Source organism: Curtobacterium sp. GC_Cur_3 (assembly GCF_026544205.1).
GTDB lineage: Bacteria > Actinomycetota > Actinomycetes > Actinomycetales > Microbacteriaceae > Curtobacterium.
The window spans coordinates 79,715-94,063 of sequence record NZ_JALNUI010000005.1 but is presented as its reverse complement, the minus strand read 5'-3'; the positions used below and the strand labels follow the sequence as shown (position 1 = coordinate 94,063).

At 69.9% G+C, this 14,349-nt stretch carries 13 protein-coding genes and 1 pseudogene; 12 read left to right on the top strand and 2 right to left on the bottom strand.

What is annotated here, in order from left to right; all coding sequences use genetic code 11:
• The first annotated feature begins 25 nt into the window (after nt 1–25).
• The 10 genes and pseudogenes from OXR63_RS03915 to OXR63_RS03870 all read left to right on the top strand — a co-directional run bounded on the left by OXR63_RS03915 (nt 26) and on the right by OXR63_RS03870 (nt 11,163).
• A complete protein-coding gene (locus OXR63_RS03915) occupies nt 26–2,014 on the top strand; it encodes a hypothetical protein (RefSeq protein WP_267420214.1) in 1,989 nt (662 codons plus the stop codon).
• A 58-nt stretch (nt 2,015–2,072) separates the two neighbouring features.
• Nucleotides 2,073–2,672 (top strand): annotated as a pseudogene (locus OXR63_RS03910) (ABC transporter ATP-binding protein); the annotation flags it as partial.
• A 234-nt stretch (nt 2,673–2,906) separates the two neighbouring features.
• Complete coding sequence (locus tag OXR63_RS03905) at nt 2,907–3,551, top strand: ABC transporter permease (RefSeq protein ID WP_071277029.1); 645 nt, start codon at nt 2,907–2,909, stop codon at nt 3,549–3,551.
• On the top strand, nt 3,541–4,812 hold the full coding sequence (locus OXR63_RS03900) for an ABC transporter ATP-binding protein (protein ID WP_267420211.1): 1,272 nt from the start codon (nt 3,541–3,543) through the stop codon (nt 4,810–4,812). The genes OXR63_RS03905 and OXR63_RS03900 overlap by 11 nt, the downstream gene beginning before the upstream one ends.
• Nucleotides 4,805–5,578 (top strand): ABC transporter permease, encoded by a 774-nt coding sequence (locus OXR63_RS03895; RefSeq protein ID WP_267420209.1) that lies wholly within the window; start codon nt 4,805–4,807, stop codon nt 5,576–5,578. Before OXR63_RS03900 ends, OXR63_RS03895 begins: the two co-directional genes overlap by 8 nt.
• Nucleotides 5,575–6,579 carry a glycine betaine ABC transporter substrate-binding protein gene (locus OXR63_RS03890; RefSeq protein ID WP_267420207.1) on the top strand — a complete coding sequence of 335 codons (1,005 nt, stop codon included), beginning with the start codon at nt 5,575–5,577 and terminating at the stop codon, nt 6,577–6,579. The genes OXR63_RS03895 and OXR63_RS03890 overlap by 4 nt, the downstream gene beginning before the upstream one ends.
• A gap of 27 nt (nt 6,580–6,606) precedes the next feature.
• Complete coding sequence (locus OXR63_RS03885) at nt 6,607–7,779, top strand: ROK family transcriptional regulator (protein WP_267420205.1); 1,173 nt, start codon at nt 6,607–6,609, stop codon at nt 7,777–7,779.
• 129 nt (nt 7,780–7,908) lie between these two features.
• On the top strand, nt 7,909–9,024 hold the full coding sequence (locus tag OXR63_RS03880; RefSeq protein WP_267420203.1) for a sugar ABC transporter substrate-binding protein: 1,116 nt from the start codon (nt 7,909–7,911) through the stop codon (nt 9,022–9,024).
• 109 nt (nt 9,025–9,133) lie between these two features.
• Nucleotides 9,134–9,898 carry an ATP-binding cassette domain-containing protein gene (locus OXR63_RS03875; RefSeq protein WP_194660142.1) on the top strand — a complete coding sequence of 255 codons (765 nt, stop codon included), beginning with the start codon at nt 9,134–9,136 and terminating at the stop codon, nt 9,896–9,898.
• Nucleotides 9,895–11,163, top strand: coding sequence for a sugar ABC transporter permease (locus OXR63_RS03870; protein WP_267420201.1), 1,269 nt, complete (start codon nt 9,895–9,897; stop codon nt 11,161–11,163). The genes OXR63_RS03875 and OXR63_RS03870 overlap by 4 nt, the downstream gene beginning before the upstream one ends.
• A gap of 60 nt (nt 11,164–11,223) precedes the next feature.
• Here the strand turns inward: OXR63_RS03870 and OXR63_RS03865 are convergent, their stop codons facing one another.
• Nucleotides 11,224–11,853, bottom strand: coding sequence for a TetR/AcrR family transcriptional regulator (locus tag OXR63_RS03865; protein ID WP_267420199.1), 630 nt, complete (start codon nt 11,851–11,853; stop codon nt 11,224–11,226).
• A gap of 81 nt (nt 11,854–11,934) precedes the next feature.
• Here OXR63_RS03865 and OXR63_RS03860 point away from each other — a divergent pair, with 81 nt between their 5' ends.
• The gene (locus OXR63_RS03860; RefSeq protein WP_267420198.1) at nt 11,935–12,699 is read left to right on the top strand and encodes an ABC transporter ATP-binding protein; all 765 of its coding nucleotides are present in this window, start codon (nt 11,935–11,937) and stop codon (nt 12,697–12,699) included.
• The gene (locus tag OXR63_RS03855; RefSeq protein WP_267420197.1) at nt 12,696–13,973 is read left to right on the top strand and encodes an ABC transporter permease; all 1,278 of its coding nucleotides are present in this window, start codon (nt 12,696–12,698) and stop codon (nt 13,971–13,973) included. The genes OXR63_RS03860 and OXR63_RS03855 overlap by 4 nt, the downstream gene beginning before the upstream one ends.
• A 100-nt stretch (nt 13,974–14,073) precedes the next feature.
• On the opposite strand, the gene OXR63_RS03850 is transcribed toward OXR63_RS03855, so the two are convergent.
• Nucleotides 14,074–14,349 carry a hypothetical protein gene (locus OXR63_RS03850; protein ID WP_267420196.1) on the bottom strand — a complete coding sequence of 92 codons (276 nt, stop codon included), beginning with the start codon at nt 14,347–14,349 and terminating at the stop codon, nt 14,074–14,076.

The window sequence follows — 14,349 nt, the reverse complement described above, 5'->3', positions numbered from 1 at the left end:
GCCCCCGGGTGTCTGCCTCACGGACATGCACAAGAACTTCCCCCGCTTGCTCGTCATCAGCACACTCCTCCTGAGTGCCGTGCTCTCCGTGAGCGTCGCGTTCGTCGCGTGCGTCGATCGTGACCGAGAGACCTTCCCGACGGCACGCAGCGCGATCGTCGTCCTGGACGTCCCGGAACACGCCGACCTGTGGCGGATGGTGCAGACCTCGGCCGAGGCGACGCACTCGAACACCTACCGGGTGCAACTCGACCCTGATTCCGCTGGCGGACACCTGGTCCGAGCGGCGGTTGGGAACCGAGAGTCGTTCGACTCGGTGTTCCGCCAGGGGCGGCATCGAGCGTTCGCCGATGGTCAGACATCGACGCTGGTCGGGTCGTCGTCGACTGAGCGCGGGCTCTACTTCAGCACCATGTCCCGCGTCCAGGCGGAGGACCTCGTGCGGGGCATGCGAGAAGCCGGCGTCGAAGTCCGCCTCGACGGCGCCGGTTGGGACACGAGCCTGGCCTTCACCGCATCGCGTCCGGGTGTCGTGATCGGCTTGGTCTCCACGCTCTTCGCCCTCCTGCTGCTCGGTCAGACCAGGGGGCTCCTGGTTGCGCGACACGTGGCACTCAGGGAGGTCGTCGGTCGGCGTGGACTCGCCAGGGACCTCTCCGGCGTCCTGGCCACCGCCGGCGGCGTCGCGGTCGTCGTCGGGATGATGGTCGCCACCATCTCCGCGACGCCCCTGGTCGGAGGGCAGGTGATGCCCTTCCTCGTGATCAGCGAGACGCTGTTCCTCATCTGTGCCGTGGTGTTCGCCTCCGGGATCATGACCGGGTCAGCCGTGCGCGCGGCCGACCGGATGCGCGCGGCCTTCAGCGGATGGCGTCCGTGGCAGAAGGCTGGCCACGTGCGATGGGCGGCGCAGGTCGCGGCGATCGCGAGTGTTGCGTTCGCCTCCGTCCCGATCGTCTCCACTGTCGATCTGCTCGACGAGTACGCGCGGAGTTCGCCGCTCGTCGCCCGTTGTGCCGCGTGTGTCCCCCCGTTGCTCTCGGGGACCCTGCGCCCCGAGGACATCGATGCTGCAGCGCCGCGTTTCACCGCCATGGTGAACGAACTCGATGCAGCGGACGGCATCCTCCTCGCTCGACATCCGTCGGACCCGGTGCCGGCGAGCTCCGCACCGGAGACCGGGAACTCCGTCATCGTGAACTCCGCGTTCCTCCAGCGATTCGGCTCGTCTGGGATGCCTTCCGGCGTCGACGGCACCCGAGACCAACCAGGGGCGTGGTCGATCTTCGTACCAGAAGGGGCCGCGTCTTCGACCGGTCCCCTGGTCGACGAGTGGAAGGCCTGGTTCGCGTTCCAGCGCGAGGTCGACCCGGACCTCGTCGAGGCCGACGCCCCGACCGTCGGGACGTACGAACCACAGGAGGTCTTCGACCTCGGAGGCGAGACGAGTGCGACGCCGTTGTTCGCCGCGGCACCGGTCGTCGTGGTCGTCGATGCTCGTGCCCGCCTCCTCAGCGGTGACTTCTACACAGCGGCCGCGTCCTCCGGACAGCTCCTCATCGACACGCCTGATCCGCGCGCGGCGGCCGAGCGCTTCGGACTCTCTACGGTGGTCGGGTCCTTCGTACCGCTCGTCGACGTCCTCGCGTCGAACAGGGTGGTCGTGGTGACATCGCTGCTCGTGAACGTGGCTGCTGGCCTCCTCGCCGTGATCGGGCTCATCACCGCGGTGACACTCCGGGTCTGCGCCTACCGCTGGCGCAGCGCCGACCGCCTGCGGCAGTCGATGGTCCTCGGTGAGTCCTTCCTGTCCGCGCACCGGTCCTTGATCATCCACGAAGCCGCTGCCGTCATCGCTGTCATCGGCCTGACCGGGGTGGGCGGCCGACTCATGATCACCGATCCGGCGGAGGCGGAGCTGATCGCAGCACTCGTCGCAGTCACCGTCGGGGTACTCGCGATCATCATCGCGGTCCGGCCGCACGACGAGAACGGGCGCAGAAATGGCCAGTAGCGGGATGATCACCGTGACAGGGCTCGACCTGACCTACGACGATCGTCGGGTGCTCCATGCGGTCGACCTCACCGTCGGTCCTTCCCAGATGATCGCCGTCACCGGCCCGAGTGGGGCAGGCAAGTCGACGCTCCTCCGCGTGCTGGGGGGCATCGAACCGCCGACGGCCGGGCTGGTCGAAGTCGGAGGTCTGGATGTGGGCGGCATGTCGCCTCGTGAGCGCCGCCGGTACCGCCGCAACGTGGTGGGTTTCGTCTTCCAGGACGGGGGACTCGACGAAGCTCGGACCGTCCGAGAGAACCTGGTGGTGGCTGCACGTGCGATGCCAGCGACGCCGTCGGGCCGACCAGCCCCGCTCCGTGACGCCTGTCATGTCCTCGGCGTCGACTGCTGGTTCGACACGCCGGTCCACCGACTCAGCGGTGGTGAGAAGCAACGAGTAGCGCTCGCCCAACTCCTCGTCCGCCGACCGCCACTCGTCCTCGCTGACGAACCCACCGCCGCGCTCGACCGGGACAATGCCGAACTCGTGGTCCTGTTGCTCCGCGATCTTCGCGACCACGGGGCCACGGTCATCACGGCGACTCACGATGATCGTCTCGTCCTGGCGTCGGACGACGAGTTCCGGATCCCAGCCAGTCGGAACGCAGAAGCGTGAACCGCATCGACGCGATCACGGTCAGTAGCTGACCGTCTCGCCGGATCGTTACCGTTCTCCCAGGGTCACCGGCCCTCACCCTCCCTGACCAGGGGTTTCCGTCTGCGCGGTCGTGCAGGTTCCCGAAGGCAAGCGGTTCCACGGTTGTACAGGTCGCGGACGCCTTGGCTACGTTTGGCCGGGTTCGTGCCCCGATCCGCGGGCCGGACTGCCGACCGGGAAGGGACCGACTCCGTGTTCCAGTACGTCGTGGAGCGGTGGGACCAGATCTGGTTCGCCTCGTGGCAGCACTTCTCACTGGTCGTCCAGTGCGTCGTGCTCGCCACCGTCATCGCCGTGGTGCTCGCAGCACTCGTCTACCGCATCCCCCGCTTCCGGTCGGCGGCGAACGAGCTGTCGACCATCGGGCTGACCCTGCCGTCGTTCGCCGTGATCGGGCTGCTCCTGGTGCCGCTCGGGTTCGGCGTCGTGCCGTCCGTCGTCACCGTCACGTTCTTCGCCGCCCTGCCGATCCTCCGCAACGCGGTCGTCGGGCTCTCCGAGATCTCCCCCGCCGTCGTCGAGTCAGCGCGCGGCATCGGGATGAGCCGCTTCCGCACGCTGGTGCAGGTCGAGCTCCCGATGGCGTGGCCGATCATCCTGACCGGTGTCCGGGTCTCCGCACAGATGGTGATGGGCGTCGCCGCCGTGGCCGCCTACGCCCTCGGCCCGGGACTCGGCGGGTTCATCTTCTCCGGACTGTCGCGGCTCGGCGGCGCCAACTCCCTCAACTCCGTCGTGGTGGGTGTGGTCGGCGTCGTGCTGCTCGCCCTCGTCCTCGACCTCCTGCTCCTCGGCCTCGGCCGCCTGACCACCTCGCGAGGTATCCGTGTCCACTGACAACGCCACCCTCACCGCCCCCGACGGGGACGTCACGGGCCGCAGCATCCTGCTCGACACCGTCACCAAGCGGTACCCGGGCCAGGCCAAGCCCGCCGTCGACGGCATCACGCTCGAGATCCCCGCGGGCAAGATCGTCATGCTCGTCGGCCCGTCCGGCTGCGGCAAGACGACCACGCTGAAGATGATCAACCGGCTCATCGAGCCCACCGAGGGGCGCATCGTGGTCGGCGACGACGACGTCACCTCGATCGACGGCGACGAGCTGCGCCGCCGCATGGGCTACGTGATCCAGGCCGGTGGGCTCTTCCCGCACATGACGGTCGCCGCGAACATCGCGATCGTGCCGAAGATGCTCGGCTGGTCCAAGACGAAGATCGCCGCCCGCGTCGACGAGCTCCTCGAGCTGGTGTCCCTCGACCCCGACACCTACCGCGACCGCTACCCCCGCGAGCTCTCCGGCGGCCAGCAGCAGCGCGTCGGCGTCGCCCGGGCGCTCGCCGCCGACCCGCCCGTGCTGCTCATGGACGAGCCCTTCGGGGCCGTCGACCCGATCACCCGGGCACGGCTGCAGGACGAGCTCATCCGGATCCAGGCGGAGCTGCACAAGACGATCGTCATCGTCACGCACGACTTCGACGAGGCCGTGAAGCTCGGCGACTGGATCGTCATCTTCTCCGAGGGCGCGCACATCGTGCAGTACGACAGCCCGGAGCGCATCCTCGCCGAGCCCGCGAACGAGTTCGTGGAGAACTTCATCGGCTCGGGTGCCGGGCTCAAGCAGCTCACGCTGAACCGGGTCCGCGACGTCGAGGTCGTCGACGCCGTGACCTGCTCCCCCGGTGAAGAGGCCAAGGCCGTCCTGCAGCGGATGCGCGAGGCCGGTGGCCACGGGCACGCCGTCGTCGTCGACCGCCGGCAGCGCCCGATCGGGTGGCCGTCGCGCCGCCAGCTCGAGCGCCTGGAGCGCATCCCCGACGGCATCGACCCGAACCTGCCCGTCGTCGGTGAGGCCGCGACGCTCAACGACGCGCTCGACACCATGCTCGTGTCCAGCGCGGGTGCTGCCCTCGTCACCGCCGGCCGTGACGCCTTCCGCGGGGTGATCACCGTGGAGACGGTCATGGAGGCCATCACCCGCGCCCGCGCCGCCGCGGCCGAGGAGCAGGCGTACACGCCGGTCGGGACGAACACGAACCCGATCGAGACCCTGCCGAAGTCCCCGGTGCAGGCATCGACGACCGGGGGCACCGATGACTGACGTCGTCGTCGACCCCGCGACCACGAAGTCCGGCGGGCACGCGACGTCCTGGAAGGGCCTGGTCATCCAGCCCGTCGCGATCCTGGTCGTGCTGGCCGCGTTCGCCGTCTGGCTGAACACGGCAGACCTCACCGACACCGAGCGCACGACGCTGAACCCGGCGGACCTGCTCGCGCTGACGTGGCAGCACCTGATGCTGACCATCGTGTCGACCGCCATCGTGCTCGTCATCGGCATCCCGCTCGGCATCGTCCTGACCCGCGGTCCCCTCCGCCGGGCCAGCGGCGTGATCCTCGCCGTCGCGAACTTCGGCCAGGCCGCACCCGCGGTCGGCCTCGTCGTGCTCCTGGCGTTCTGGCTGGGCTTCTCGTTCTGGGCCGCCGTGATCGCGCTCGTCCTCTACGCGATCCTGCCCGTGCTGCGGAACACGATCATCGGCATCGAGAGCGTCGACCAGCGCACCGTCGAGGCCGGTCGTGGCATGGGCATGAGCGCGTTCTCGGTCCTGCTCAAGGTCGAACTGCCGCTGGCCGTGCCGGTGATGCTCGCGGGCATCCGCACCGCCCTGGTGCTCCTGGTCGGGTCCGCCGCCCTCGCGACGTTCATCGGTGCCGGTGGCCTCGGGCTGCTCATCACCACGGGCGTGAACCTGTTCCTGCCCAAGGTGCTGGTCGCCGGTGCGCTCCTCATCGCGCTCCTGGCGCTGTCCATCGACTGGCTCGGCCGCATCGTCGAGACGTTCGCCCGACCGAAGGGACTCCGATGACCCGCACGAAGCGCACCCGTCGGATCGCCGCGACCCTCGTCGCCGGTGCCGCCGCCCTCGCCCTGACCGGGTGCGGCCTGCAGCCGGCGACCTCGTTCGTCCCCGCGGCCGAGCCCGGCACCATCAAGCGGATCGCCGACCTGCCCGAGGACGCCCACATCACCGTCACGTCGAAGAACTTCACCGAGCAGCTCGTGCTCGGCAAGATCGCCGTGCTCGCCGCGAAGGCCGCCGGGTTCCAGGTGACCGACGAGACGAACGTCCCGGGCAGCGTCGCCGTGCGGCAGCTCATGACCGGACACGACGCCGACATGACGTACGAGTACACCGGCACCGCGTGGCTGACCTACATGGGCCACAAGGAGGGCATCCCGGACAAGCAGGAGCAGTACCAGGCGGTCAAGGACGAGGACGCCGGCAACGGCCTCACCTGGCTGCCGCCGGCGCCGATGAACAACACGTACGCGTTCGCGGTGCGGAAGGAGGCGGTCAAGGGCCTCGGCGGCATCACGAAGCTCTCGCAGATCGCCGACCTGCCCGCGGAGGACCGCACGTTCTGCGTCGAGTCCGAGTTCAACTCCCGCGCCGACGGGTTCAAGCCGATGCTCGCGAAGTACGGCATGCAGCTCGGTGGCTCCGGCGACGGGGCGATCCCGAAGCGCAACGTCGACATCCTCGACACCGGCACCGTGTACACGGCGACCGACCGCGGGACGTGCAACTTCGGCGAGGTCTTCACCACCGATGGCCGCATCAAGTCGCTCGGGCTGCAGGTGCTCGAGGATGACGAGGGCTTCTTCCCGGCGTACAACGTCGCGCCCGTGCTCGACAGCGTGACGCTCGAGGAGTACCCGCAGCTCGAGGGCATCTACGACCAGATCTCCCCGAAGCTGACCGACGCCGTGCTGCAGGAGCTCAACCGGCAGGTCGACGTCGAGGGTCGCGAGCCGGTGGACGCCGCCTTCGACTGGATGGTCAAGGAAGGCTTCATCACGAAGTAGCCGGACGCCCCCGGTTACGCTGTCCCCGTGTCAGAACCACGCCGGAGTCCGGGCAGCCAAGCTTCACTGCGTGAAGCCAACCGGGGACGGGTGGTCGAGGCCGTCAAGCGCCACGGGGGACTGACCCAGGTCGAGCTGGCGGGCGCGACGGGGCTCTCGCCGGCCACGGTGTCGAACATCGTCAAGGAGCTCGTCGCCACGGGCGCCCTGCACGCCACCCCGAGCACCTCGAGCGGGCGCCGGGCCCTCCGGGTGACGCTGCCGCACGGCCTCGGGCTCGTCGCCGGGGTGCACGTCGCGCCGCGGCACCTCCGCGTGGCGCTGTCCGACCTCAACGGCGCCGTGCTGGCCGAGCGGCACATGCCCCTGGCCCGTGACCACCGCGCCGACGCCGAGCTCGACAAGGCCGCCCTGCTCGTGATGGACATGGCCGAGTCGGTGGACTCGTCCATGGCCGAGGTCCTGTCGGTCGGGCTCGCGGTGGCCGCCCCGATCGACAAGCGCACGGGGATGACCGCGCGCGGCGGGATCCTCCGCGGGTGGGACGGCATCGCGATCGGGAAGTCCCTCGGCGAGCGGCTCGGCAAGCCCGTGCAGCTCGACAACGCCGCCACCCTGTCGGCCCTCGCGGAGCACCGCAGCGGCGCGGGGCGCGGCCGGAGCACCGTCGTCACGCTCGACGTCGGCAACGGCATCGGCGCCGGGCTGGTGCTCGACGGCCGGCTGTTCCGCGGCCACCACGGCGTCGCGGGCGAGTTCGGACACACGCCCGTGGTGCCGCACGGACCCATCTGCCGCTGTGGGAACCGCGGGTGCCTGGAGGCCGTCGCCGGCGCCCCAGCGGTCCTCGAGTCCGTCCGGGACGAGGTGGGCACGCTGAAGCTGACCGACCTGATCCTGCGGGCGATGTCCGGCGACCCGACCTGCATCCGCGCGGTGGCGGACGCCGGGCGGGCGATCGGCACCGCGGCGGTCGGGCTCTGCAACGTGCTGGACCCCGAGCGGGTCGTCGTCACGGGGGAGTTCGCCCGCGCCGGAGAGCTCCTGCTCGGCCCGATGCGGCACGCCCTCGAGTCGATGCTCATCATCGACGCGGACGGCACCCCCGACGTCGTGCAGGGGCAGCTCGGCGAGAAGGCCGCCGTCACCGGGGCCCTCGCCGTGGCGATCGAGGCGGTGGACGTCACCCGAGCGAGGTGACGAACCTCCTTCGATAACGATTTCGTCACGGGCCGCACCCCTTGCGTTCAACTCTTGCAGCCAAGAACGCCCGCTGGCACACTCAGGGCACCGCCAACGTGGGCGGTCCACCTGTCGGAGGACGTTTCAATGAAGAAATCCACCACACGCGCCATGCTCGGCGTCGGCGCGCTCCTGATCGCGATCACCACCCTGGCGGGCTGCTCGAACGGTGCCGGTGCCGGAACGGGGTCCGGCAGCGGCGGCGGCGACGCCTCGAAGGCCAAGATCGGGCTGCTCCTGCCCGACTCGGTCACCGCCCGATACGCCAGCGCCGACCGTCCGCTCTTCACCGCCGAGATCAAGAAGCAGTGCAGCGGCTGCTCGGTCGTCTACGCCAACGCCGACGGTGACGCGTCGAAGCAGCTCCAGCAGGCGCAGTCGATGCTCACGCAGGGCGTCAAGGTCCTGGTCCTCGACCCGTTCGACGGCGAGGCGGCAGCGTCCATCGTCCAGCAGGCCAAGGCGAAGAAGGTCCCGGTCATCTCCTACGACCGGCTCATCGACAGCCCGGACCTGAGCTACTACATCTCGTTCGACAACGAGAAGGTCGGACAGCTCCAGGGGCAGGCCCTCGTGGACGCCCTCAAGGCGAAGAAGGTGCCGGCCGGCTCGGGGATCATCATGGTCAACGGCTCGCCGACCGACAACAACGCGTCCCAGTTCAAGAAGGGCGCGCACTCGGTCATCGACAAGAGCGACTACAAGGTGCTCGCCGAGTACGACACACCCGGTTGGGACCCCGCCAAGGCGCAGGACTGGGCCTCCGGGCAGATCAGCAAGCTCGGCGCGGACAAGATCACCGGCGTCTACGCGGCGAACGACGACACCGGCGGCGGTGTGATCGCGGCGCTCAAGTCGAGCGGCGTGAAGACGCTGCCCCCGGTCACCGGACAGGACGCGTCGCTCGCGGGCATCCAGCGGATCCTCTCGGGGGAGCAGTACATGACCGTCTACAAGGCGTTCAAGCCCGAGGCCTCGCAGGCCGCGGACCTGGCGATCCAGTTCGCCCAGGGCAAGTCGCCGAAGGGTGACTCGACCGTGAAGACCGCCAAGGGCGACAGCGTGCCCTCGACCCTGCTCGACCCGGTGGCCGTCACGACGGACAACGTCCAGGACACGGTGATCAAGGACGGCCTCTACACGACGAAGCAGGTCTGCACGTCGCAGTACGCCGCCGCCTGCTCCACCGCCGGCATCAACTAGTCCGAACAACCGCCCGCCCGGTCCCACGCGGACCGGGCGGGCCCCACCGATCGAGGACGACCCCGTGAGCAACGAGTCCCCAGCAGCACACCCCACCTCCGAGCCGGTGATGTCCCTCCGCGGGATCACGAAGCGGTTCGGCGCCGTCCAGGCCCTCAGCGACATCGACTTCGACGTGCACGCGGGCGAGGTGATCGCCATCGTCGGCGACAACGGCGCCGGCAAGTCCACGTTCGTGAAGATCCTCGCCGGCGTCTACACGCCCGACGGCGGCACGATCACCTTCAACGGCGAGGAGGTCACCGTCCCGAACCCGGCGGCCGCCCAGTCGCTCGGCATCGCCACCGTGTTCCAGGACCTCGCGCTCGCGGACAACCTCGACGTCGTGTCGAACCTGTTCCTCGGCCGCGAGATCAGCCACCCCTTCCTCGACGAGGAGGAGATGGAACGCCGCTCGTGGGAGCTCCTGCAGCAGCTCGCCGCGCGGATCCCGTCCGTGCGCATCCCGATCGCCTCGCTCTCCGGCGGCCAGCGCCAGACGGTCGCCATCGCCCGGTCGCTCATCGGCAACCCGCAGGTGGTCGTCCTCGACGAGCCGACCGCAGCGCTCGGGGTCGCCCAGACCGCCGAGGTGCTCAACCTCGTCGAACGACTCCGTGAGCGCGGCCTCGGCGTCGTGCTCATCAGCCACAACCTCGCGGACGTGCAGGCCGTCGCCGACCGGGTCGCGGTGCTCCGCCTCGGCCGGAACAACGGCACGTTCCGCATCGACGACGTCTCCTACGAGGAGATCATCGCGGCCATCACCGGAGCGACCGACAACGCCGTCACCCGTCGCGCCGCCGCCAGGACCGAGCAGGAGACCACCGCATGAGCAAGGCCGACGAGACCCTGACCGCCGCGACGCCCACCCCGTCAGCGGCCGACCTGCAGGACGAGCGACTGCTCCGCGACCAGGGGATCGGCGGGGCCGCGAAGGCCTTCGTCCGCCGGGTCCGCGGCGGTGACATCGGCTCCCTGCCCGTGGTCGTCGGCCTCGTGGTGATCTGGGCGGTGTTCCAGGCCCTGTCGCCGGACTTCCTGTCGCCCGGCAACCTCGTCAACCTCGCGCTGCAGTGCGCCGCGGTCGGCACCATCGCGATCGGCATCGTGCTGGTCCTGCTCCTCGGCGAGATCGACCTCTCCGTCGGCAGCGTCAGCGGGCTCTCGGCCGCGATCCTCGGCCAGGGACTGACGACGCTCGGCTGGCCGCTGTGGCTCGTGCTCGTCGTGGCGCTCGCCGTCGGTGCCGCCGCCGGCCTGCTCTACGGCCTGCTCTTCACCCGGTTCGGCGTCCCGAGCTTCGTCATCACGCTCGCGGGGCTGCTCGGCTTCCTCGGCCTGCAGCTGCTCATCCTCGGTCCGAACGGCTCGATCAACCTGCCGTACTCGTCGCCGATCGTGCAGTTCGCCTCGGCGTCGTACCTGCCCCCGTGGCTCGCGTACCTGCTCGCCGCGGTCGCGGCCGGTGGCCTGTTCGTCACCGAGGTCCGCCGTGCCGGTCGTCGACGCCGTGCCGGGCTGTCGACGGGCGCGATGTCGCTGACGATCGCCAAGTCGCTCGCGCTGTTCATCGGCCTCGGCGTCATGGTCTGGTACCTGTCGCGCGACTTCGGCACGGGCACCTCGTTCGTGTTCTTCGTCGTGCTCGTCGTGCTCATGAACTTCATGCTGAAGCGCACCCGCTGGGGCCGCTCGGTCTTCGCGGTCGGCGGCAACGTCGAGGCCGCTCGGCGCTCGGGCATCCGGGTGAACCGGATCTACATCTCGGTCTTCGTGCTCACCTCGCTGTTCGCCACGATCGGCGGGATCCTGGCCGCGGCACGCCTCAACTCCGCGAGCCTGTCCTCGGGTGCCGGCGACACGAACCTCAACGCGATCGCCGCTGCGGTGATCGGCGGCACGAGCCTGTTCGGTGGTCGAGGCAGCGCCTGGTCGGCCCTGCTCGGCATCATCGTGATCCAGTCGATCTCGAACGGCCTGACCCTGCTCAGCCTCGACTCGTCGATCCGCTACATGATCACCGGCGCGGTGCTCCTGCTCGCGGTCATCATCGACTCGCTCTCGCGACGCAGCCGCGCCAGCCACGGCGCCGCCTGACGGACCACGGACAGACGGGAGGCTCCCCACCGGTCCGGTGGGGAGCCTCCCGTCTGTCCGTCAGCCGGCTGCGATGCGGGCCGCGGTGTCGCGCATCAGCGCGACCACCCGACTGCGGACCTCGTCCGGGTCGGTGCCCTCGTGCCGGGCCGCGCTGCGGAGCGCGGTCATCACCATGCCGAGCAGCATCTCGGCGGCCTGCGCGGTCGCCGCCTCCGGACCCCAGGCCGGGTCGCGCTCCAGGACCGTGCGGACGGCCCCGGTCATGGCCTCGGCCACGGTCGTCATCCGGCTGACCTGGCGGCGCATCAGCTGCGGGAAGCGCACGATCAGCTCCTTGCGGGCGAGCCGTTCGCGCTCGTCGCCGAACGTCTCGCCGAACACCAGGAACGCCAGGTCCACGACGGCCTGCGCCGCGGGTTCGCCCGCGACGGTGCGGAGGTGGGCGTCGAGCGCCTCGGGGGACAGGTCGAGCTCGGTGTGCCCGAGGACCGCGTCCTCCTTGCTCTCGAAGTAGTTGAAGAAGGTGCGCGGCGAGATGTCGGCGCGCGCGGCGACCTGCTCGATCGTGGTGTGGTCGATGTCGTTCTCGAGGGCCAGCGAGCGTGCGGCCTCGGCGATCCGGTGGCGCGTCTCGATCCGCTTGCGGTCGCGGAGACCGAGTGCGGGGGGCGCGACGGACTCAGGCATGGGACGACTGTAACCGGAACGTCACGTGGTTTGCAGCAGATGCAAACTTTCACTCGTGCATCGGCCACTACGCTCAGGCCCATGACCACTCCCGTGCTCGAGGTCCGAGACCTCACGAGGACCTACGGCCGCGGCTCGTCGCGGTTCGACGCGCTCAAGGGGGTGTCGCTCGCGGTGAACCAGGGTGAGAGCCTGGCGATCGTCGGCAAGTCCGGTTCGGGCAAGTCGACGCTCATGCACCTGCTGGCGCTGCTCGACAAGCCCTCCGCCGGGCAGGTGCTGCTCGACGGCACCGACGCGGCGACGCTCAGCGCCCGCGACGTCAACCGCACCAGGAACAGCACCTTCGGGTTCGTGTTCCAGCAGTTCTTCCTGACGCCGAAGACCACGGTGCTCGACAACGTCGTGCTGCCGCTGAAGATCGCCGGCGTCTCCGGAGCCGAGCGGAAGCGCCGGGGGATGGCCGCCCTCGACGCCCTCGACCTGGCGGACAAGGCCAAGAACGACGCCAACGACCTGTCCGGCGGGCAGAAGCAGCGCGTCGTCATCGCCAGGGCGCTGGTGGGGGAGCCGAGCGTGATCTTCGCCGACGAACCGACCGGCAACCTCGACACGAACACCGGGCAGGTCGTCGAGGACCTGCTCTTCGGCCTGCAGCGCGAGCGGGGCATCACGCTCGTCGTGGTCACCCACGACGAGGAGCTCGCCGCGCGGTGCGACCGGAGCGTCAACGTGCGCGACGGGCTCATCGTGGGCGGGTCGGACGGCCCCGCTGCCGCCGTCGCGTCCCCTGGCGCCGCGACCGCCTCGGACGCCACCGACCAGCACGGGAGGCACTCCGCATGAACTTCCTCGACCTCCTCCGGACCGCGGTCGGCAACACCTTCCGCTCCAAGCTCCGCACCACGCTCACCGTGATCGCGATCTTCATCGGCGCGTTCACCATCACGTTGACCTCGGCGATCGGCACCGGTGTCGGCAACTACATCGACACCCAGGTCGCCTCCATCGGTGACACCGGCTCGCTGACCATCACGAAGGCCGTCGACTCGTCGAGCACCGACAGCGGCCCGGCGAAGTACGACCCGGACGCCTCCACCCAGAGCGTCGACCGGGGTCCGGCGTCGTTCGGGTTCCTGTCGGCGTCCGACATCGACAAGGTCAAGGGCGTCGACGGCATCGGCACTGTCCGCCCGGCCGTCGCACTGAGCCCGAAGTACGCCGAGCACGGCGACGACGGCAAGTACGTCGTCACGCTGACCGCCAACGCGGGGGAGCTCAAGGCCGACCTGGCGTCGGGGAGGCAGCTCGACGACGACACGAAGTCGAACCAGGTGATCCTGCCGACCGACTACCTGAAGAACCTCGGGCTCGGGAGCGCGAAGGCCGCCGTGGGTGAGGACCTGACGTTCGCGGTCGACGACTACCAGGGCGCGGAGCACACGCTCACCGCCAGGGTCGTCGGCGTGCAGAACGAGTCGCTCTTCGGCGGCGGCGCCGGTGCGAACACGGCCCTGACCGACGCCATGCAGTCCGCGCAGGAGATCGGCAAGCCCTCGTCGATCGCGACCTCGTACGCCAGCGCCTCGGCCACGGTGCAGTCCGGCGCTGACGTGTCCGACGTGAAGAAGGCCCTGGCGGACGACGGCTACACGGGCCAGAAGATCCAGGACCAGCTCGGCCAGTTCCAGACGGTCATCAGCGGCATCGTCGGCGTGCTCAACGCCTTCGCCGTGATCGCGCTGATCGCCGCCGGGTTCGGCATCATCAACACGCTGCTCATGAGCGTGCAGGAGCGCACCCGCGAGATCGGCCTGATGAAAGCCATGGGCATGGGCGGCGGGAAGGTCTACACGCTGTTCTCGCTCGAGGCCGTGTTCATCGGCTTCCTCGGCAGCGCCATCGGGGCGGGCGTCGCGATCGGGCTCGGCACCGCGATCTCGAACGTGCTCGCGGGCACCCTGCTCAAGGACCTGCCGGGCCTGCAGATCCTGCAGTTCGCACCGTCCTCGGTGATCACGATCATCCTCGTGGTGATGTTCATCGCGTTCCTCGCTGGCACGCTGCCGGCACGTCGGGCGGCCCGGCAGAACCCGATCGAGGCGCTCCGGTACGAGTAACGCGCGGCGGCGGTCGGCATCGCGCCCCGCTCTGGTCATCGCGCCCCGTCACACCGGGGCGCGACGACCGGGGCGGGGCGTGACTCGTAGGGCACGGGAGTCAGGAGCCGTGGACGGACCGCTGCCAGAGCGCGAACGTGTGGGCACCGACGGCGAGCACCAGCAGCACGACCCAGATCGCCAGGGCGACGACGGCGAGCAGGACGCCCCAGCCCGCGCGGCCCCGGGCAGCCGGTTCCCTCCGGAGCGAGGCGATCCCCAGGCAGAGGCCGACGACCGGGGCGAAGAACGTCCACCCGGCGAGCAGTGAGCAGATGCCCAGCACCAGGCTGGCGGTGCCGAGTCCGGTACGGGTGGGTTCGGGTGCGGTGAGCAT